The organism is Pseudarthrobacter sp. alpha12b (assembly GCF_054130495.1).
The window spans coordinates 2,512,833-2,531,135 of sequence record NZ_CP196746.1; the positions used below are offsets into that span (position 1 = coordinate 2,512,833).

Here is an 18,303-nt window from a genome sequence, read left to right on the forward strand (position 1 = left end):
CATGGCAACAACAGTGGCCGACTACCTGCTCTCCCGGCTGGGTGAGTGGGGCGTGGACAAGGTCTTCGGTTTCCCCGGAGACGGCATCAACGGCATCCTGGCTGCCTTTGGCAAGGCGGGCAACCAGCCGAAATTCATTCAGGCCCGGCATGAGGAGATGGCGGCGTTCGAGGCGGTGGGCTACGCCAAGTACGGCGGCCGCGTGGCTGTATGCATGGCCACTTCCGGGCCCGGCGCCATTCATCTGCTCAACGGCCTCTATGACGCCAAGCTGGACCACGTTCCGGTGGTGGCCATCGTGGGGCAGACCGCCCGCAGTGCCATGGGCGGGTCCTACCAGCAGGAGGTTGACCTGCTGACCCTGTTCAAGGACGTCGCCTCGGATTACGTCCAGATGGTCACCGTCCCGCAGCAGCTGCCCAACGTTATTGACAGGGCCATCCGGATCGCCGAGGCCCAGCAGACGCCCACCGCGGTGATCATCCCGGCCGACGTGCAGGAACTGGAGTATGCCGCCCCGACGCACGACTTCAAGATGGTGCCCTCCAGCGTCGGCGTCCAGTGGCCGGACATCCAGCCGGACAGTTCGGCAATCCGGGGCGCGGCCCAACTCCTGAACGAGGGATCGAAGGTTGCCATCCTGATCGGCCAGGGTGCCCGCGGAGCGGCCGCCGAAGTTCGGGAGGTGGCCGAACTGCTGGGCGCAGGGGTGGCCAAGGCGCTGCTGGGCAAGGACGCGCTGCCCGATGACCTGCCCTACGTCACCGGTTCCATCGGGCTGCTGGGCACCCGGCCCAGCTACGAAATGATGCGGGACTGCGACACCCTGCTGACGGTGGGCTCCAGCTTCCCGTACACCCAGTTCCTGCCCGAACCAGGCCAGGCCCGCGGCGTGCAGATCGACGTGGACCCGAAAATGATCGGGATGCGCTACACCAACGAATTCAACATCGTGGCCGACGCCGCCACCGCCCTGCGCGCTCTGATCCCGCACCTGGCACGCAAGCAGGACCGGTCCTGGCGGGAAAACCTGGAGTCGAACATCAGCCGCTGGTGGGAGACCATGCACGACGAAGCCATGGTCAGCGCCGATCCCGTCAACCCGATGCGGCTCTTCGCCGAGCTCTCCACGCGGCTGCCCGCGGACGCGATGCTCAGCGCGGATTCCGGTTCCTCAGCCAACTGGTACGCGCGGCAGCTGAAGTTCCGGGACGGCGTCCGTGGTTCGCTGTCCGGCAACCTGGCCACCATGGGCCCGGGCGTCCCCTACGCCATCGGTGCCAAGTTCGCCTTCCCGGGCAGGCCCGCCATCGCCTTCGCCGGTGACGGCGCCATGCAGATGAACGGGCTGGCGGAACTCATCACCGTGAAGCACTACTGGCGGGAATGGGACGATCCCCGGCTGGTGGTGGCAGTCCTGCACAACAACGACCTGAACCAGGTCACGTGGGAAATGCGGGCCATGGGCGGCGTGCCGGCCTTCCGCGAATCCCAGGCCCTGCCCGACGTCGACTACGCGGGTTTCGCCGAAAGCCTGGGGCTGCAGGGCCTCCACGTGGAAAATCCCGACGACGTCGGGCCGGCCTGGGAGAAAGCCCTCGCCGCGGACCGGCCCACCGTCCTGGACGTCCGTGCCGATCCCGATATTCCGCCGATCCCGCCGCACGCCACTTTTGAACAGGCGCGCAAGACGGCCGAGGCCATGGTCAAGGGCGATGACAGCGCCTGGGGCGTGGTGAAGGAAGGGGTCAAGACCAAGATCCAGGAATTCCTGCCGCACAAGGAGGGCTGAACGGTGTCCGCCGCCACCCCCGTCACCGCAATCCGGGCCAGCGCCTACACAGTTCCCACCGACGCGCCCGAAGCAGACGGCACCTACAGCTGGGACTCCACCACCCTGGTCCTGGTGGAAGCGGACGGCGGCGGGACGACGGGACTCGGCTGGACCTACGCCCCGGCAGCAGCGGCGGCCCTGGTGGAAGGGCTCCTGGCCCCGGCCGTCCAGGGCATTGACGTCCTGGACGTGCCGGCGGCGGCCGCGGCGATGGCCCGGGCGGTGCGCAACCCGGGGCGGACGGGCCTGGGCTCCTATGCCGTGTCCGCCGTCGACTGTGCCCTCTGGGACCTGAAAGCGCGGCTGCTGGAGGTGCCGCTGCACAAACTCATCGGCGCTGTCCGGGAGACCGTGGCGGTGTACGGCAGCGGCGGCTTCACCACCTACACCGAGGAGCAGCTGCGGGACCAGCTGCAGGGCTGGGCCCTGGACCAGCGCATCCCCCGCGTGAAAATCAAGATCGGCCAGGACAGCGGAACCAACGTCCCGCGGGACCTGGAACGCATCCGCCAGGCGCGTGCCGCCGTCGGACCCGGCACAGAACTGTTTGTGGACGCCAATGGCGGCTACACCGCCAAACAGGCGGTCCGGGTGATGCGGGAGGTGGAAGTTGAGCACGTCACCTGGTTCGAAGAGCCCGTCTCCAGCGACGACCTGGCGGGGCTGCGGGCGGTGCGTGCCGCCGTCGACGCCGATGTGGCAGCCGGGGAATACGGCACCGGCCTGCCCTACTTTCAGCGCATGTGCAGCGCGGACGCCGTGGACTGCCTGCAGGCGGATGTCAGCCGGTGCGGTGGGATCAGCGAATGGCTGCGGATCGCCGCCGTCGCTGCCGCCCACGGCCTGGAAGTTTCGGGGCACTGCGCACCCCACCTGAGTGCCGCCGTCGCCGCCGCGACGCCCAATTTCCGGCACCTGGAATGGTTCCACGACCACGTCCGGATCGAGGACCTGTTCTTCGACGGAACCCTTGACCCCGGCGGCGGCCGGGTGCGGCCGTCAGATGCCCCCGGCAACGGGCTGGCCTTCCGCGCCGCCGATGCAGAGCCCTACCGGATTCAGTGAGAAACAGGATGACAGGACGGAGAGGAAGCCCATGAGCACCAGCCCAGGCAGCGGAAACCCGCCGGATGCCACGCCGCTGAACCCGGACCCGACAGGCCAGGACCCCAGCGCCAAGGACCCTGCCGCCGGGGAGAAGGCGCAGCTCCAGGCGGCGATCTTCGAGGTGACGCGGGCGGCCGCCGGCAGGAGCCTGCACGACATCAGGGAGATGCTCCAGGCGGAATTCTCGCGCCGGGGCGTGACGGCGCCCACCACGATGTGGCTGGATTCGGTGGCTTCCGCGGCGTTCCATGGCGAGCCCTACATCGTCGACTTTCCCGCGGCCCTGGCGGCAGACGCCGCGGTGCCCGCCCCGAATGACGGGGTACGGAAGCGCCTGGCCTCGCGCCGGGAACTGCGGGAGGAAAAGCTGCCCGCCGGGACGTTCCCTCCGGCGTCGGCCTGGGAGCTGGACAGCAGCGACGTCAGGGGCGGGGCGCCGGAGCCGCGCCCGGACCCCCGTGGCGTACTCGGAAACACCCGCGCCGTGCGGCAGCTGCTGGCAATGGCAGCATCGGGTGCGGCCGCCCTCCTTGCCGTTGCGGCCGTCTGGGCAGCCAGGAACAAGCGGCACCGGAGGACAGGGCGTTCGACGGCGGGAGGTGCCTGATGCCGGAATGGCTGCAGGCATGGATGTGGGGCACCATCGCCGGCGGGGCGCTGGTGGTGGGGTGCGCCCTGGCGTGGAAGTGGAAGATCCCGCCGAAGGTGGTGTCCTCCGTGATGTCCTTCGGTGCAGGGGTCCTGATCTCTGCGTTGTCCTTTCAACTCGTGGAGGAGGCCGTCAACGGCGGCGGGCTCTGGCCTACCGTCGGCGGCTTCGCCACCGGCGCCCTGGTGTACGTTGCCGCCAACTTCCTGCTGGCCAGGAAAGGCGCCAAGCACCGGAAACGCTCGGGCGGCAAGCAGCCCTCCGAGCAGGAGAAGCCGGGCAGCGGGACGGCCATTGCCATCGGCGCGCTGCTGGACGGTATCCCGGAATCGGTGGTCCTGGGGGTGGGACTGGTGACTGCCGGGGCCGTCAGCCCGGCGATGCTGGCCGCCGTCTTCATCTCCAATGTCCCGGAGGGGCTCTCCAGCACTGCGGGCATGAAGAAGGCCGGTCGCGGCGCCAAATACGTGTTCGGTGTGTGGGGTGGGATCGCGGTGCTCTCCGGGCTGGCCGCCCTGATCGGGTTCGTGGTCCTGCAGGGAGCCCCGGGGGAAGTGGTGGCCTTCATTACCGCTGTGGCGGCCGGAGCCATCCTGGCCATGCTGGCGGACACGATGATTCCCGAGGCTTTCGAGGAGCACCATCTGCTCACCGGGCTGATTGCCGCCGCGGGTTTCCTGGCTGCCTTCACGGTGGACCAGGTGGGCGGGTAGGTCCCGGCGGGAAGGCTGCACCGCGGCGCCACGCGGCACGGAAATTGCGAAAGACACGAGACCCGGGAGGGACGGATGGCAAGGATCGAAGACTATGCGATCATCGGCGACCTGCATACGGCGGCGCTGGTGGGCCGCAGCGGGTCCGTTGACTGGATGTGCCTGCCGAACTTCGATTCGCCGGCCTGCTTCGCGGCCCTGCTGGACACCCCGGATGCGGGACGCTGGCGGCTGGCCCCCGCCGGTGCCGGCGACTGCACCCGGCGGCGCTACCGGCCCGGGACCCTGATCCTGGAGACGGAATGGGACACGGCGGACGGAAGCGTCAGGGTCACGGACTTCATGCCGGCCCGGGATGATTCCGCTGACATGGTGCGGATCGTGGAGGGCCTGAAGGGCAGCGTCGCCATGCAGGGGGAACTGTGCCTGCGCTTCGATTACGGCCGGATCGTTCCATGGGTCCGCCACATGGACCATGGCATCAGCGCAATCGCGGGTCCGGATGCCGCCTACCTCAGCACTCCCGCGCCCCTGGAGGGCCGGGACATGCGGACCGTCAGCGAATTCACGGTCAAAGCCGGGGACCGCGTCCCGTTCGTCCTGCGGTGGGCGCACAGCTACAAGCCGGTTCCGGACCGGACCGATCCTGAGACCGCGCTGGCCTCCACCCAGGAGTATTGGGAGCAATGGAGTGGCCGCAGCACCATGGGCGGGAAGTACAAGGACGCCGTGGAGCGGTCCCTGATCACGCTGAAGGCGCTCACCTACGCCCCCACCGGCGGCATCGTGGCCGCCGCCACCACCTCGCTGCCGGAGGATCCGGGCGGCAGCCGCAACTGGGACTACCGCTTCTGCTGGCTGCGGGACGCCACCCTGACGCTGCAGTCCCTGCTGGCCTGCGGGTATGTGGATGAGGCGGCGGCGTGGCGGGAGTGGCTGCTGCGTGCCGTGGCCGGCAACCCCGCTGACCTGCAGATCATGTACGGGCTGGATGGCACCCGGAGGCTGCCGGAAGCCGAACTGCCGTGGCTGGCGGGGTTTGAGAAGTCCAAACCGGTCCGCACCGGCAACGCCGCCGCCCCGCAGCTGCAGCTGGACGTGTGGGGAGAGGTCCTGGACGGCCTGGCCCTCACCCGCGCCGCGGACCCCGGCACCACGGACGATTCCTGGGACATCCAGGTGGCGTTGATGGAGTTCCTGGAGGGCGCGTGGGACCGGCCGGACAACGGGCTCTGGGAGATGCGCGGCCCGCGACGCCATTTCACCCATTCCAAGGTGATGGCCTGGGTGGCGGCGGACCGGATGGTCAAGGCGGTCCAGGAGTCCGGCCTGCCAGGCCCCGGCGAACGCTGGGCCAGGCTGCGGAAGGAGATCCACGATGATGTCATGGCCCACGGTTTCGACGAAAAACGGAACACGTTCGTCCAGTCCTACGGCAGCAAGGAACTCGACGCCAGCCTCCTGCTGATCCCCCGGGTGGGGTTCCTTCCCCACGACCATCCCCGCGTGGTGGGCACGGTTGACGCGATCCAGCGGAACCTGACGGAGGACGGGTTCGTCCTTCGGTACCATCCGGAGGCCAGCAATGACGGGCTGCCCGGCACGGAGGGCGTCTTCCTGGCCTGCTCCTTCTGGCTGGCGGACGCGCTGCTGGGCATCGGCCGCCGGGATGAGGCCGTGGACCTGTTCGAGCGGCTGCTGTCACTGCGCAACGACGTGGGCCTGCTCAGCGAGGAATGGGACCCGCACCGCGGTCGGCAGCTGGGCAACACCCCGCAGGCCTTCAGCCACTTCCCGCTGATCCACTGTGCCCTCCAGCTGCACCACGGCCTGCACCACAGCAACGCCCCGATGAAGGGTAAGTATTCGGACCTGACGTGAGTGGCTCAGCCCGCGCTGGAGGTGGGCACAGGCGCCAGGGTCTCCCCTGTCCCGTAGTCCGCGGTGGGTGCCGGCGTCCCGTAGTCAACGGACGACGTCGGCTGTCCGCCTTCCCCATACTGGCTGGCCGGCGTCGTGGCCGCGTCGGTCGCAGCGGGGGCGGGGGCGAGGGTTTCGGCCGGTGCCCCGGCCGGGGCTGGTTGGCCACCCGATGCACCCGACGAGCTGGGGCTTGGGGTCGGTCCTCCGCTGGGACCAGCCGTCGCGGGGGATGTCGCCACGGAGGTGCCTCCGGCAACTGAAGCCCCCTTGACGATGGCCGTGATCTGCTCCTTGTACCCGTTGAGCGTGGCCTGGATTTCGGAGAGCGGAACGTCGCGGATGTTCCGGCCGTACTCGGCAATCCTCGCCCACAGCGCCTCAAGCTGCTGCTTGCTGTCCCCGTCCAGCGGCCCATCGAGCGTCAGGACCAGCTGGCTGGCCAGGGCATACGTGAGGCAGTCCAGGCAGTTGTAGTTGGCCGCCGCGGAGAGGTTCTGCGGCACGATCACGTCGGTTTGCCCCACCACCAGGACCACCTGGAACCCCACTGCCACCGCCGCGCAGCCCGAACAGTTGGCGAACGCGTAGGCCTCGTTGGTGGTGGTGACCGGCTCGCCGTCCTCTGCCCACACCAGTGCGAACGCCACGCTGTAGGTCACCGAGCCGTCGGTGGTGTTCACGGCGAGCGCCTGGTTTCCGTCGGCTGCGGGGGCAGCGGGCCGGTCGAAGGGGAACACCCAGGACGGCGCGGCAGGTCCGGGAGTAGCAGCACCGCCGGCTGACGGCGCACCGGATGAAGCCACCGGGACCAGCACCATGCTCAGCTGCGGGTTGTCCCGCGTGGGCTTCGCGGCGCCGGCCGGCCACAACGCAACAGTCTGGCCGGTGCCGCCCTGCCGCAACACGGTACTCCCTGGGCGCTGGGGAAGAATGGCCCGGGTGGCGTCACCCAGCGTCCCGCGTTCGTAGGCCTGCACCGGCCGGTACGTCCCGCCGTCGGGCCACCATGCCCAGGCGAGCCCGGCGAGCAGGACCCCTACAGCACCCATGGCAACTATCCGCTGGACAACCTTGCCGCGGGTCTTCTGCCAGAGCCCGGTGACCAGCTGCCGCAGCAGCCGCACCACGATGTACAGCACGCCCAGCACCGGGACAACCACCACAACCATGGCCAGTGCCCGCACGGCAACGCCCACGAAGTCCCCGGCGGACAGGCTCTCCGCCAGGGCTTCCTGCTGCTTGACCACGCTGGCCCAGCCCGTGGCCAGCAGCCGTGGCAGGGACAGCACCATCATCACCATGCTGAACAGCAGCACCGGCACGGTGACCAGGACCCAGACGGTGACCACGGCGCGCGCCCAGGGCTTGAGCACCTTGCTTTCGGGGTTTCCCCACCGCCAGGGAAGGATTCCCAGGAGGGTGGGTTTGATGCGCTGGAAGAGGTCGGGCACGCCGGTGGCGTCGGCCAGGATGTGGTAGCCGTCGTACTTGACCAGCGGGATGAGCTGGCGGACCATCTGCAGGATCTGCGTGACCACCACCAGCAGGAGCGCGTCGAAGCCGGTGGCCCACCACAGCCCCATGATGGCCACCGCCACGATCGCGTTGAAGTAGAGCCCGCCCAGGTCGGTGCGGATCCTGCCACCGCGGCCCAGCCGGTAGGAATCGGTGACATCCGTGAAGAACGCAGGCCACAGCAGGTAGAGCCCGGCGCCCATGGCCCCGGGCGTGGCCCCGCCCTTGCGGGTGGCGGCGGCGTGGCCGAATTCGTGGAAGCCGGCGGACAGGATGGTGACGGCGAGGATCAGCAGCAGGAGGGCCGGCTGCTCGAAGGCCTCGTGGGTGGCTGAGCCGAGGCCCTTGACCATGAGCACCCACCAGCAGGCGGCAAGGAACGCCGCGGTCACGGCCACCACGATCAGCGGGTTGAACAGCACGGCGAACGGTGCCGTGATCCGGCGGGTGCGCTCGGGATCGGACACGATGTAGCGGAACCGCAGGCCCAGCAGCGGGTTGGCCTTCTTGACTTCCGGCTGGGTGCCGTCGGCGAGCCGGAGCAGGCCCATCGGCAGCAGCTGCGAGTCCATCAGGGTGCGGACGTTGTCCGCGCTGACCAGCCGCCCGGACCCTTCACTGGCGTGCCGGGCTATGCCCTCCAGGTCCTGCGTCCCGTCGGCGGCCTCAAGCACCAGGTACAGGAGCCGGGTCAGCTGCAGGGTCTGGCCGTCGGCGCGGCGCACCAGGGCGGGCGGTTCACGGTAGCCGGACCCCTCTGCGGTGCCCAGCAGCTGGACGCCGTCGGCCCGGGCCGGAAGGTGGGCACCCGCCGTCGTACTGTGGCCCGACGGATCCTGGGCAAGGGAAACGCGTGACGACGGCGGGCCCGCCTGGTGAGGCGGCCCGCCGTGGGTTTGGGTCATCTGTGCTTACTGCTGCAGGTCGGACTGCTGGCCGGCGGTCGCGTTGGCGGCGCCGTCGATGTGCTGCGAGATGGTGGCGCTCTGGTCCGAGATGGCGTACGCCTGGCTGTCGATGGAGCCGATGTTCGCGGCGACGGCGGCATCGATGGGTGCGGCGACGTTGGCGTTCGCAGCCACGGCGCCGTTGATCGGGGCCGCGATGGCGGCGTCGGCGTCCAGGTTCACGTCCACGTTCAGCAGGTTGCCGTTCAGGGCGCCGGCAGCGTCCGTGAGTCCGCCGGTACTGGTGGGATCGGTCACCGCACCGGCCGTTCCGTCCGTGGTGCCGGCGTCGGTGGTTCCCGCGTCAGTTGTGCCGTCGCCCTGGCCGATCACGCTGTCCTGCGTGGAGTCGGCGTTGGCATCGGCGGTAATGCCCTGGTCAATGGCGGCGTCCTGGCTGGACAGCGCCTGCGCGTCGGAGCCGAAGGAGAGGATGTTGGCCGATGCGGCGGCGTCGATGGGTGCGGCCACGTTGGCGTTGGCGGCCACGGCCAGGTCGATGGGTGCCGCTGCGTTGATGCCCAGGTCCAGGTCCGCGTTCAGGTCCAGGACGGATGCCACTTCCTTGTCCGGCAGGGCGGTGGCCTGCTCCGACATCAGTTCTTCATCAGTGAGGGGACGCAGTTCGTTCTCCATGCTTGAGACCTCCGGTATGCGCGGGTTGCTCTGCCCCCAGCGGACAGCCCGCGCCACACAATAGTAAGCATGATTAGCAGTTTTGCGAAGGGACGTTATCCGAGGTGGGACTGAAGGTGCTCGCTGGTCCGTTCCGCGCACAACGTGATGCCGCGCAGGTGCGCTGCTGCCAGTCCAGGAAGAACCACGGCGGGATCGGGCTGCTGGGCGGCCTTGCGCAGGGCCCGTTCCAGTTCGTGGGCAACGCCTGCCAGCCGCAGGACCCCCACCATCCGGCTTGAGGTGTGGAGGCTGGCCACGGCGTCCAGGGCTCCACCCATGTCACCGCTGGTGAGGGTTGCCCTCACCTTTTCGGTCCGTCGAGGCAACAGCGCGATGAAGTTCAGGACGAAGACTTTCCAGATCCCCTCGTCGTGTTCAACGTCTTCACGCAGCCGCTCCAGGACCGCACTATCCAGCAGGGGCTGCTTATGTCCGTCCTCCTGGGTCATGAGTGCCGCCCGTGCCGCACAGCACAATTCCTGCCGGCACCCTGCGGCACTCTTTGGTCCACGCTTCGCCCCCGCAAATCACCGCCCACAACCTTGCCCCCCGTTCAGTCAATTCGGTGTATAAACCTTTTTGACCTTATGGGAGGTGGACAGATGGGAACACGAGTGGCGTGTACTCGAATCTTCAGGGCGCCGGCACGCGGGCGGCGGCTCCAGCGGCTCAGGCCAGGTCCTCAAGTCGCCGGACTGTTCGCCGTTGCCGCCACGCCCTAAGGTCGGAACATGATCCAGGCCGCGGCCGTGTCCGCTTTGACGTCCTATCACTGGCTCGGGATTCCCATCGCCGCGGCCGGTGCGGTCCTGCTTGCCCTGGGAACGCTGTTCCAGCACCGGGCGGTGGAGGACCAGCCGGCTGCGTCCGGGCGTGCCTCGGGCAGCATGGGCGGCGGACGCCTTCAGGCCCTCATGCGCAGACCGGTGTGGCTGGCCGGGACGGCGATGCTCGGCGCTGCGATCCTCCTCCAGCTCACCAGCCTGCGGTTTTCGCCGCTGATCGTGGTGCAGCCCATCGGGGCAATCGCCCTGGTGGTCACCACGCTGGCCACCGCGCGGATGACCCGCAGGTCCCCCGGGCGCCGGGCCCTCACCGCAGTCGCGCTCTGCGTGGGCGGCGTGGGTGTCTTCGTTGCCGTAGCGGCGCTGTCCGCGGAGGACGTGGAGATCAGCGACCGCCACCTGGTCACCATCCTGATCGTCCTCGGCGTAGTGCTGGCCTGCGTTGGCGTGGCCTTCGCCTTCTGGCGGCACCGCGCGGGGGCAGTGGTCTACACCGCCGGGGCCGGGATCCTGTTCGGGTTCGTTGCGGCCCTGGCCAAGACCGTCATCGCGCGGCTGTTCCAGGGCGACTTCGAATGGCTGTCCCTGACCTGCCTGGCGGGGCTGCTCATTGCCGCCCTGGCCGGCAGCTTCCTGGTCCAGAACGCCCACACCCGGGGAACACCCGAGCTGGTGGTGGCAGGCCTGACCGTCATCGATCCGCTGGTGGCCGTCGCCATCGGCATCACCATCCTCGGCGAGGCGGACGCGGCACCCCTGCTGGCAATCGTCCTGTTCCTCCTGTCCGGAGCCACCGCCGTCGCCGGTGTCTTCCTGCTGGCCACGGTCAAGAAGCGAGTCCGGCCAGGGGTCAAACGATGACCGTCATTCCAGGCCCTATTCGTTCTCGCGGATGTACTCTTCGGGGCTGATGTCCTGGGCTTTAATGCCTGCGGCGTGTTTCGATTCGAAAATGGCGAATGACAAACCGAGGCGGTGGCGCAGCTCAAGGGAGGCGTGCTGCCGGAAGTCGGTCAGGCCTTCGCGTTCTTCCTCTGCCATGTGATCGCCGTTGGCTTCATTGACCTGTGCCATCGCCGCCCACCACTCAGGTGTCCCGGCCCGGTGCTGGGAAACTTCACCGATGGCGTCCCGGATTTCGTTGTGATCGTGGATCGCGTCGGTGGTTTCGTCCCCGGCGGAGTCCTTTCCGCCTGCGCCGGTCCCCAATTTCAGCAGCTCGGGGTAGAAGAGATCCTCCTCCGCTTTGGCATGAACTTCGAGCAGGATGCGGAGTTGATTCCACACCGCTTCCACGTCGGACGGTTCGCAGCCATGCATCTCGTCGAGTAAGGCAAACCGGCGCCGTTGTTCGTGGTGGTCATTCAAAATCACTTCAACGATGTCCATGATGGTCCTTTCGGCAGTGTGCTCCCGGATGCGGGCCACGGCCCCATCCTTGCAGATGCCAATCAACACCCACCCTCAGCTGGACTTCCCGGCACCGCCCAAGCTAACGGAACGCCGGATACTGACTATCCGCGCAGCCACCCCCGCAATGACCAGGGCGACTCCCACGGCCATGAGGGTCCAGACAGGGACGGAATCGGCATCGATGTTCCGGTAGCACACGGCCGTCGCTCCGATGCCGGCCTTCTGCAGGCCTATCAGTTCAGCCGCATGGCTCTCCCGCAGCAACGGGCTGCCGCAGAGCGGACCCGATGGCTGGAGTCCGATGACGAATCCAAGGATGTACACGTCCAGTCCTGCAGCAACAATCCACATCCACATCCGCCGCTGCCACGGCCCTTTGTCGCGGACAGTGACGGTCTTCACCGGGGAATCATCCATGATCCGAGCATAATCGGCACGCCATACACGGGTAAGCACCGGGACCGGCACTCAGCGTTTCCCCAGCCTGCGGTCCTACAGTGAACCCGCACCGGTCACTGGGCCCGGCGCGAACGCACACGCAACATTTGGAGGACACACCGTGGTGAACCCATCAATCCCGTCAATGAAAGCCCGCATCGGAGTCGGAGCGGCAGCACTCCTGGCCGCCGGCGCAATGGCCGCAGCGGGTGTCGGCGCCGCATCCGCGTCCCCCAGTGCAACACCCACATCTTCAGCCTCGCCCGCTGCGACCTCCGGAGCCACGGCAGCAAAGGCGAAGGGCGCAGGCGGCCTGGAGGCCTTCCTGAACCTGAAGGCGGACAGCCCGCAGGCCGCTGGTGACCGTGCGGCGAAGGCAGCCACCGCCCTGGTGAACCACCCGCAGCTTTTCGCGAAGCTCCCCGCAGCACTGCAGGCAGACGTGACCACCCTCAAGGACGCCGCCGCGGCCGACAGGGTCAAGGACGCCTACAAGATCAAGACGACGGCACTCTCCGGCGGTTACGGGGCCGATATCCAGAAGCGTGCCGAAACGGCGGAGAAGACCGCCACCGGCCTGGCCGGGCTGCGGCAGGAGCTGCGCACCGCGTTCAGCTCGGGCAACCCGGGCGCCGGGCTCCAGCAGGTGGCAGACCAGCTCATCAGCCACCCGAAGCTGTTCGCCAAGCTCCCCGCGAATCTCCAGGCGGACCTGACGGCACTCAAGAACGCCGCCCCGGCTGACCTGGATGCCCAGGCGAACAAGATCAAGGACACCGCGGTCAACGGCGGCTACGGTGTCAAGGTCCAGAAGATGGCAGAGGCGCTTCAGAAGAAGGCTGCAGCGCCCAGCACGTAAAGGAACCACCCGGCCGTCCATCCGGCAGGACGCGGACGACGGCGGCGCGCACGGTTCCAGTGCTGGCGAGCGTGAGCAGTGGGCCGGTTTCCTTGTGGCACGCCACGGGCACGGACATGAGCGCATGATGTTCCCATGAGAAGGATCATCTGGTGCGTGGCTGCGGCCATCATCACCACACTCGCCTTTGGGAGCGTCTACGTCACGCTCCAGCAGATTGGCCGCCACTCGGCCAACACGGCGCCGGCAGCGGCCGCCGCCGCACGGCTTCAACAACCGGGATCCGACACGACGGCAGGACCCCGGCTGGAACTGGCACCTGACAGCGGCGTCTTCCTCATCGTTTACGGGGACAACAACAGCCCGCTCTCCTCTACCGTGACCCTTCACGGTTCCATTCCCGTGGTACCGGACGGGGTGCTCGAAACGGCGCGGGCGTTGGGCAGCGACACGGTGACGTGGCAGCCGGAGCCTGCCCTGCGGATGGCGATCGTCGCAAGGCAGGCGGCAGGCAAAGTGGTGGTGGCCGGCCAGTTGCTGGCACCCTTCGAGGAAAGCGACCGTATGACGATGATGTTCCTTGCGGCCGGGTGGCTGGGCAGCATACTGGTCCTCGCAGGGGCCTATGGTGCGGCAACGTTGATTGGACGGGGCACGCCGCCGCCAGGGCAATAGGGGCTGAATCCAACGCCCGGTCCAAAAGAAATTTCCGTCCGGCTGCATCCGGGAAAGGCATTCGGCCGGTATTAGGGGTGTAAGCACACCGCAGCCCCATCGGGGCCCCCTAAAAGGAGTTCGAAATGCGCAAGACACTCTCTGCAGCCGCCGGAGCAACCACGCTGCTGGCAGCACTGGCCCTGGCCGCCCCCGCCCAGGCGTCCAACTGGCACCACCACGACGAAACAGCAAAACTCTCCGTCCTCCACGGCGTCCCTGGCCTGACGGTGGACGTCTGGGTGGACGGCAAGCTCACCCTGGACGACTTCAAGCCGGGCACCCTGGCAGGCCCGCTGACCGTTCCGGACGGTGACCACAAAATTGCCATCACCGGAGCCGACGCGACCAGCGCCGACAACCCCGTGATTGGCCCCGTCAACGTGGACCTCGAAGCCGGAGAGGACTACACCGCCGTCGCGCACCTGGCCGCTGACGGGACGCCCACCGCCACACTGTTCACCAACAACACCAAGGCCAGTCCTGACGGAAAGGGCAAGCTGACCGTCCGGCACGTTGCCGCCGCCCCGGCCGTCGATGTCCTGGCCGGCGGGACCGCCGTCGTCAAGGGTCTCACCAACCCGGACGAGAAGACCCGCACCCTGAAGGCGGGGACCATCTCGGCCTCGGTGGCGGCAGCGGGAACCACCGCCCCGCTCATTGGCCCCGCCGACGTCACCATCGCCGAGGGCAAGAACACCATCGTCTACGCCTGGGGCAGCCTGGCCGATGACAACCTGGGGCTTGCCGTGCAGGTGGTGGACTCCGCAGCACGCGGCCACGGCTGCGACGACGACTGACCTCCCAAGCCCGGCAACAGGTTAATACCCTCCACTTGTCCCCGGCGGAGCCGCCCACACCGCGGCGCCGCCGGGGACAAGCACTGGGAACGTCCGCGTGCGGTAGTGCCATGCGCCCATGGCGGACCACACTGGGCACCGGCATAATGGGGTTCCAATCAGGCCTGTTGCCGCTCAAGGAGCACCCGATGGAGGCTGCCGCCACGCACGATTGGGACCCCGGCTTCGATCAGGCGTTTGCCCGCGGGGACGAACGCGTCCTCGCCGAGGCGTACCGGAGGCTGAGCCCGCTGGTTTACACCCTGGCGCTCAGGTCCCTGGGCGAGCGGAGCGCGGCGGACGACGTCACCCAGGAAGTGTTCATCCGCGCCTGGAAGTCACGGACCACCTACCGGCCGGACGTTGCCCGGCTGCCCGCCTGGCTGGTGGGGATCACCCGAAACGCCATCAATGATGCGTTGTCAGACCGCACCCGGCAATGCCACCTGGAACAGGCCGCCGTCCAACTGCTCCCGGACCCGGCTGCCGGACCGGAAGAAGGAAGTGTGGAGGCAGTGGCCGACCGCCTGATCCTTGACGATGAACTGGAACACCTAGGAGACCCCCAACAGGCGATACTCAGGCTGGCGTTCTACGATGACCTGACCCACGACCAGATCTCGTCCCGCCTGAACCTGCCGCTCGGAACCGTCAAAAGCCATATCCGGCGCAGCCTCAACCGTTTGCGCACCCGCCTGGAGGTGGAACATGGAACACCTTGACGCGGAGCTCCTGAGCCTGATGGCCCTGGGCGAAACACCGGGCACGGAGGCCGACGCCGAGCACCTTGCCGGCTGCCGGGAATGCGCCGAAACCCTGCGGAGCCTCCAACTTGTCAGGGACATTGCCACCCTGGAGCCCGCGGGCATCAAACTTGAGCAGCCCGGCCCGCGGACCTGGGCCGGGATCCACCAGGCGCTTGGCCTGTCACCCGCCCTCGCAGCGGATCCCCTGACGCAGACCGGGACTACAGCCGTCAGGCCGGCTCCGGGGAAAACCCCCTCGAAGCCGGACCAGGAACCGGACGCCGCACCGACGCCGCTGCGCCCCCGCGCCCAGGAGCGGGGCACCCGTCCCCGGCTCTGGATGGCAGCCGCTGCAGCCGGCGTCCTCATCGGCACGGCCGCCGGCTGGACCGCGGCCGGCGTCCTGGAACGCCCGGGCACCCCTGCCCCCGGCTCCACCCAGTCCGCTCCCGCGTCCAGGGTCCTCGCCCAAACATCCCTGACGCCGCTGCCCGCACATTCAGGCAGCGGCGAGGCACAGGTGGAACAGCTTCCCGACGGAACCCGCCAGCTCACCATCCGCCTCTCCGCCGACCGCACCGCGGGGTACCGGCAGGTATGGGTCGCCACCAGCGATCTCTCCGGAATGGTCAGCCTGGGCGTCCTGGCGGACGATACCGGCACCTTCACCGTTCCCGCCGGGATTGATCTGGCCCAATATCCCATCGTCGATGTCTCCAACCAGGCCTACAACGGGAATCCGGCACACTCGGACGACAGCGTGGCCAGGGGAAAACTCAACCCCAAATCCTGACACCCCCGCCGGATCGCAGGCAGCAGCTTTAGCAGCGCCGTCAGGACGTTTGCGACGCCGCCGCGGACGGTTCCAGGTCGGCCAGCGTGAGCGGGTGGGCGGGTTGGTCCGGGAAAGGGAGGGTGGACGTCACCGCCAGGTCCGGGCCAACGTGCACCAGCTCCCCCGGCCCCAGGGGGCGCCAGCCGGGGTTGTGGTTCATCGGTTCGGTGGCAAAGAGGACCGAAGGGGAAACCGAGAGTTCGGTGCTTCGCGAGTGGATCCGGTGGCTCCTGGCGTCCAGCGGCGCGGCCGGGGAAGGCTCGGCTGAGGGGTCCCTTTCCAGGATGTAGAGCGGGTGCGTTGCCGGGTAGCGGAGCGCCCAGAGGTCCGTCGCCGTGGTCACGATGAGGTTCAGGGCCAGCACGGGCAGCTCGGCGGCCACCCAGCCCACTGCGCGGGCGATGCCTTCCGCCACGTCCCCGCCGGCACTCCGGCTCTCGGCCGTGATGAGGGCGAAGAGGCGTTCACTGTCGGTCTGGCCCTGCACCTGCCCCGCCGCCCCAAGCTCCAGAAGACGTTCGTCCAGCCAGTCCAGGCCGTGGAAGGCGCCGTTGTGGGCGAACAGCCGCCCGTCCTGCTCGAACGGGTGCGTATTTGCCATGGTGTGAGCGCCCGTGCTGGCGTACCGGACGTGGGCCAGGAAGGTGGTGCTCATCAGCTCCCGGGCCTCCCGGGCAAAGGCGTGGTCCTCCCATGCGGCGAGCGGCCGTTTGCTGACCTTTGCGCCGCCGTCGGGATCAAACGTCCCGATCCCCGCGCCGTCGGGCTCCCGCCTGCTCTGCTCGGACAGGCTGTCCGGGGCGTCCAGCAGCCAGAAGGTGGCGCGCACCGGCCGGGACCCGGCGTGAAGCCCGAACAATCGGCACATGGACGCTCCTATACAAACGGCTAGTGGTGGAACGCTTCCTTCTGCTTCCCGGCGGGCATGGGCCCGGTCAGTGCGTCCAGGTAGGCCACTTCCTTCTTGAGGTCTGACAGGAAGCTGGCTGCCAGGTCGCGGGTGAAGCCGTTGCGGACCACGATCCGTTGCACCGTGATGTTGCTGAGCCCGTCGGGCAGGGGGTAGGCCGGGACCAGCCAACCGTTCATGCGCAGGCGCTCGGAGAGGTGGTGCAGGTTCCAGTTTTCGGTGTGGCCGTCGGTGAGCTGCCAGGCGAAGACCGGGATGTCTGACCCGTCGCTCCACAGGGTGAAGGCGTCCATGGCCCCAATCTCGTGCGAGAGGTAGAGGGCCACGTCGCGGGAGCTTGCCTGCACGGACCGGTAGCCGGCGAAGCCCAGCCGGAGGAACAGGTAGTACTGCAGCAGCACCTGGGCGCCGGGCCGGGAGAAGTTCAGCGCGAAGGTGGGCATGTCGCCGCCCAGGTAGCTGACGTGGAACACCAGGTCGTCGGGGAGGGCGTCAGCGTCCCGCCACACGATCCAGCCCAGGCCGGGGTACACCAGCCCGTACTTGTGGCCGGAGGTGTTGATGGAGGCCACCCTGGGGAGCCGGAAGTCCCAGACCAGTTCCGGCTGCAGGAACGGCGCCACCATGGCCCCGGACGCGCCGTCCACGTGGATGGGGATGTCCAGGCCCGTGCCGGCCTGGATCCGGTCCAGGGCCGCGGAGATCTGCTCCACGGGTTCGTAGGCGCCGGTGTAGGTGACGCCCATGATGGCCACCACGCCGATGGTGTTCTCATCCACGTAGCGGTCCAGGTTATGGCCGTCCAGGGTTGGGTGGTCGGCGGAGACGGGCACGTAGCGGGCCTCCACCTCCCAGTAGTTGCAGAATTTCTCCCAGCACACCTGCACGGCGGAGCTGAGGACGATGTTCGGCGAGTCCGTGGGCTGTTTGGCGGCACGACGGCGGTGTTGCCACCGGCGTTTGAGGGCCAGGCCGGCGAGCATGCACGCCTCGGAGGATCCAACGGTTGAGGTGCCGATGGTCGCCGCAGGATCCGGGGCGTTCCACAGGTCAGCGAGCATCCGCCAGCACCGGGTTTCGATCAGCGCGGTCTGCGGGTATTCGTCCTTGTCGATCATGTTCTTGTCGAACGTTTCCGCGTACAGCTGGGAGGCTTCCCGTTCCATCCAGGTCCCCACGAACGTGGCCAGGTTCAGGCGGGAGTTGCCGTCCAGCATCACCTCGTCGTGGACCACCTGGTACGCGGTGGCCGGCAGGGACTCCCCGTCCGGGATGGTGAACCGCGGAAAAATGGTGGACTCCCCCGGCCGGCTGAACAAGGGGTTCAGCTCAACGCTCGTTTCGGGCTCGTGCCGTACGCTCCGGTGTGACCTCGCCATGTCCAGTTCCTTCGCCCGC

The 18,303-nt window shown here is 68.2% G+C and carries 18 protein-coding genes; 11 read left to right on the plus strand and 7 right to left on the minus strand.

Features of this window, described 5'->3' with window-relative positions:
• The first annotated feature begins 1 nt into the window (after position 1).
• The 5 genes from ACTAQI_RS11585 to ACTAQI_RS11605 all read left to right on the plus strand — a co-directional run bounded on the left by ACTAQI_RS11585 (position 2) and on the right by ACTAQI_RS11605 (position 6,184).
• Positions 2–1,792, plus strand: coding sequence for a thiamine pyrophosphate-requiring protein (locus ACTAQI_RS11585; RefSeq protein ID WP_457946002.1), 1,791 nt, complete (start codon positions 2–4; stop codon positions 1,790–1,792).
• A 3-nt stretch (positions 1,793–1,795) separates the two neighbouring features.
• Positions 1,796–2,899, plus strand: coding sequence for an enolase C-terminal domain-like protein (locus ACTAQI_RS11590; RefSeq protein ID WP_457946003.1), 1,104 nt, complete (start codon positions 1,796–1,798; stop codon positions 2,897–2,899).
• A 31-nt stretch (positions 2,900–2,930) separates the two neighbouring features.
• Complete coding sequence (locus tag ACTAQI_RS11595) at positions 2,931–3,548, plus strand: hypothetical protein (protein WP_457946005.1); 618 nt, start codon at positions 2,931–2,933, stop codon at positions 3,546–3,548.
• Positions 3,548–4,303: a ZIP family metal transporter gene (locus ACTAQI_RS11600; RefSeq protein ID WP_457946007.1), complete on the plus strand. Its 756-nt coding sequence runs from the start codon at positions 3,548–3,550 to the stop codon at positions 4,301–4,303. The genes ACTAQI_RS11595 and ACTAQI_RS11600 overlap by 1 nt, the downstream gene beginning before the upstream one ends.
• A gap of 75 nt (positions 4,304–4,378) precedes the next feature.
• Positions 4,379–6,184 carry a glycoside hydrolase family 15 protein gene (locus ACTAQI_RS11605; protein ID WP_457946008.1) on the plus strand — a complete coding sequence of 602 codons (1,806 nt, stop codon included), beginning with the start codon at positions 4,379–4,381 and terminating at the stop codon, positions 6,182–6,184.
• A gap of 5 nt (positions 6,185–6,189) precedes the next feature.
• On the opposite strand, the gene ACTAQI_RS11610 is transcribed toward ACTAQI_RS11605, so the two are convergent.
• The 3 genes from ACTAQI_RS11610 to ACTAQI_RS11620 form a co-directional block, all read right to left on the minus strand.
• The gene (locus ACTAQI_RS11610) at positions 6,190–8,646 is read right to left on the minus strand and encodes a hypothetical protein (protein ID WP_457946009.1); all 2,457 of its coding nucleotides are present in this window, start codon (positions 8,644–8,646) and stop codon (positions 6,190–6,192) included.
• 6 nt (positions 8,647–8,652) lie between these two features.
• Positions 8,653–9,324, minus strand: a complete 672-nt coding sequence (locus tag ACTAQI_RS11615) for a peptidoglycan-binding protein (protein WP_457946011.1) — start codon at positions 9,322–9,324, stop codon at positions 8,653–8,655.
• 95 nt (positions 9,325–9,419) lie between these two features.
• The gene (locus tag ACTAQI_RS11620; protein WP_457946013.1) at positions 9,420–9,815 is read right to left on the minus strand and encodes an Hpt domain-containing protein; all 396 of its coding nucleotides are present in this window, start codon (positions 9,813–9,815) and stop codon (positions 9,420–9,422) included.
• A gap of 282 nt (positions 9,816–10,097) precedes the next feature.
• Here ACTAQI_RS11620 and ACTAQI_RS11625 point away from each other — a divergent pair, with 282 nt between their 5' ends.
• The gene (locus tag ACTAQI_RS11625; RefSeq protein WP_457946014.1) at positions 10,098–11,012 is read left to right on the plus strand and encodes a multidrug DMT transporter permease; all 915 of its coding nucleotides are present in this window, start codon (positions 10,098–10,100) and stop codon (positions 11,010–11,012) included.
• 15 nt (positions 11,013–11,027) lie between these two features.
• Here the strand turns inward: ACTAQI_RS11625 and ACTAQI_RS11630 are convergent, their stop codons facing one another.
• Both ACTAQI_RS11630 and ACTAQI_RS11635 read right to left on the minus strand, forming a co-directional pair.
• Positions 11,028–11,540: a hemerythrin domain-containing protein gene (locus ACTAQI_RS11630; protein ID WP_457946016.1), complete on the minus strand. Its 513-nt coding sequence runs from the start codon at positions 11,538–11,540 to the stop codon at positions 11,028–11,030.
• A gap of 75 nt (positions 11,541–11,615) precedes the next feature.
• Positions 11,616–11,981, minus strand: coding sequence for a hypothetical protein (locus ACTAQI_RS11635; RefSeq protein ID WP_457946017.1), 366 nt, complete (start codon positions 11,979–11,981; stop codon positions 11,616–11,618).
• Between the two features lie 142 nt (positions 11,982–12,123).
• On the opposite strand from ACTAQI_RS11635, the gene ACTAQI_RS11640 reads away from it, so the two are divergent.
• The 5 genes from ACTAQI_RS11640 (at position 12,124) to ACTAQI_RS11660 (ending at position 15,953) form a co-directional block, all read left to right on the plus strand.
• The gene (locus ACTAQI_RS11640) at positions 12,124–12,861 is read left to right on the plus strand and encodes a hypothetical protein (RefSeq protein ID WP_457946018.1); all 738 of its coding nucleotides are present in this window, start codon (positions 12,124–12,126) and stop codon (positions 12,859–12,861) included.
• Positions 12,862–12,996: 135 nt separating this feature from the next.
• The gene (locus ACTAQI_RS11645; protein WP_457946019.1) at positions 12,997–13,536 is read left to right on the plus strand and encodes a hypothetical protein; all 540 of its coding nucleotides are present in this window, start codon (positions 12,997–12,999) and stop codon (positions 13,534–13,536) included.
• Positions 13,537–13,661: 125 nt separating this feature from the next.
• Complete coding sequence (locus ACTAQI_RS11650) at positions 13,662–14,375, plus strand: DUF4397 domain-containing protein (RefSeq protein ID WP_457946020.1); 714 nt, start codon at positions 13,662–13,664, stop codon at positions 14,373–14,375.
• Between the two features lie 188 nt (positions 14,376–14,563).
• On the plus strand, positions 14,564–15,136 hold the full coding sequence (locus tag ACTAQI_RS11655; protein ID WP_457951042.1) for an RNA polymerase sigma factor: 573 nt from the start codon (positions 14,564–14,566) through the stop codon (positions 15,134–15,136).
• On the plus strand, positions 15,123–15,953 hold the full coding sequence (locus ACTAQI_RS11660; protein ID WP_457946021.1) for an anti-sigma factor: 831 nt from the start codon (positions 15,123–15,125) through the stop codon (positions 15,951–15,953). Before ACTAQI_RS11655 ends, ACTAQI_RS11660 begins: the two co-directional genes overlap by 14 nt.
• Before the next feature lie 40 nt (positions 15,954–15,993).
• On the opposite strand, the gene ACTAQI_RS11665 is transcribed toward ACTAQI_RS11660, so the two are convergent.
• Together ACTAQI_RS11665 and ACTAQI_RS11670 are read right to left on the minus strand one after the other, a co-directional pair.
• The gene (locus tag ACTAQI_RS11665) at positions 15,994–16,863 is read right to left on the minus strand and encodes a class II glutamine amidotransferase (protein WP_457946022.1); all 870 of its coding nucleotides are present in this window, start codon (positions 16,861–16,863) and stop codon (positions 15,994–15,996) included.
• Positions 16,864–16,883: 20 nt separating this feature from the next.
• Entirely contained in the window at positions 16,884–18,284 is a 1,401-nt protein-coding gene (locus ACTAQI_RS11670) for a glutamate decarboxylase (RefSeq protein WP_457946023.1), read from the minus strand.
• Positions 18,285–18,303 lie beyond the last annotated feature (19 nt).

Excerpts from the sequence above, each read along its gene's own strand:
- ACTAQI_RS11670 (WP_457946023.1), bottom strand. The coding sequence starts at position 18,284 with ATGGCGAGGTCACACCGGAGCGTACGGCACGAGCCCGAAACGAGCGTT.
- ACTAQI_RS11610 (WP_457946009.1), bottom strand. The coding sequence starts at position 8,646 with ATGACCCAAACCCACGGCGGGCCGCCTCACCAGGCGGGCCCGCCGTCG.
- ACTAQI_RS11615 (WP_457946011.1), bottom strand. The coding sequence starts at position 9,324 with ATGGAGAACGAACTGCGTCCCCTCACTGATGAAGAACTGATGTCGGAG.
- ACTAQI_RS11660 (WP_457946021.1), top strand. The coding sequence starts at position 15,123 with ATGGAACACCTTGACGCGGAGCTCCTGAGCCTGATGGCCCTGGGCGAA.
- ACTAQI_RS11625 (WP_457946014.1), top strand. The coding sequence starts at position 10,098 with ATGATCCAGGCCGCGGCCGTGTCCGCTTTGACGTCCTATCACTGGCTC.
- ACTAQI_RS11595 (WP_457946005.1), top strand. The coding sequence starts at position 2,931 with ATGAGCACCAGCCCAGGCAGCGGAAACCCGCCGGATGCCACGCCGCTG.
- ACTAQI_RS11665 (WP_457946022.1), bottom strand. The coding sequence starts at position 16,863 with ATGTGCCGATTGTTCGGGCTTCACGCCGGGTCCCGGCCGGTGCGCGCC.
- ACTAQI_RS11620 (WP_457946013.1), bottom strand. The coding sequence starts at position 9,815 with ATGACCCAGGAGGACGGACATAAGCAGCCCCTGCTGGATAGTGCGGTC.
- ACTAQI_RS11650 (WP_457946020.1), top strand. The coding sequence starts at position 13,662 with ATGCGCAAGACACTCTCTGCAGCCGCCGGAGCAACCACGCTGCTGGCA.
- ACTAQI_RS11635 (WP_457946017.1), bottom strand. The coding sequence starts at position 11,981 with ATGGATGATTCCCCGGTGAAGACCGTCACTGTCCGCGACAAAGGGCCG.
- ACTAQI_RS11600 (WP_457946007.1), top strand. The coding sequence starts at position 3,548 with ATGCCGGAATGGCTGCAGGCATGGATGTGGGGCACCATCGCCGGCGGG.
- ACTAQI_RS11645 (WP_457946019.1), top strand. The coding sequence starts at position 12,997 with ATGAGAAGGATCATCTGGTGCGTGGCTGCGGCCATCATCACCACACTC.
- ACTAQI_RS11630 (WP_457946016.1), bottom strand. The coding sequence starts at position 11,540 with ATGGACATCGTTGAAGTGATTTTGAATGACCACCACGAACAACGGCGC.
- ACTAQI_RS11605 (WP_457946008.1), top strand. The coding sequence starts at position 4,379 with ATGGCAAGGATCGAAGACTATGCGATCATCGGCGACCTGCATACGGCG.
- ACTAQI_RS11655 (WP_457951042.1), top strand. The coding sequence starts at position 14,564 with ATGGAGGCTGCCGCCACGCACGATTGGGACCCCGGCTTCGATCAGGCG.
- ACTAQI_RS11585 (WP_457946002.1), top strand. The coding sequence starts at position 2 with ATGGCAACAACAGTGGCCGACTACCTGCTCTCCCGGCTGGGTGAGTGG.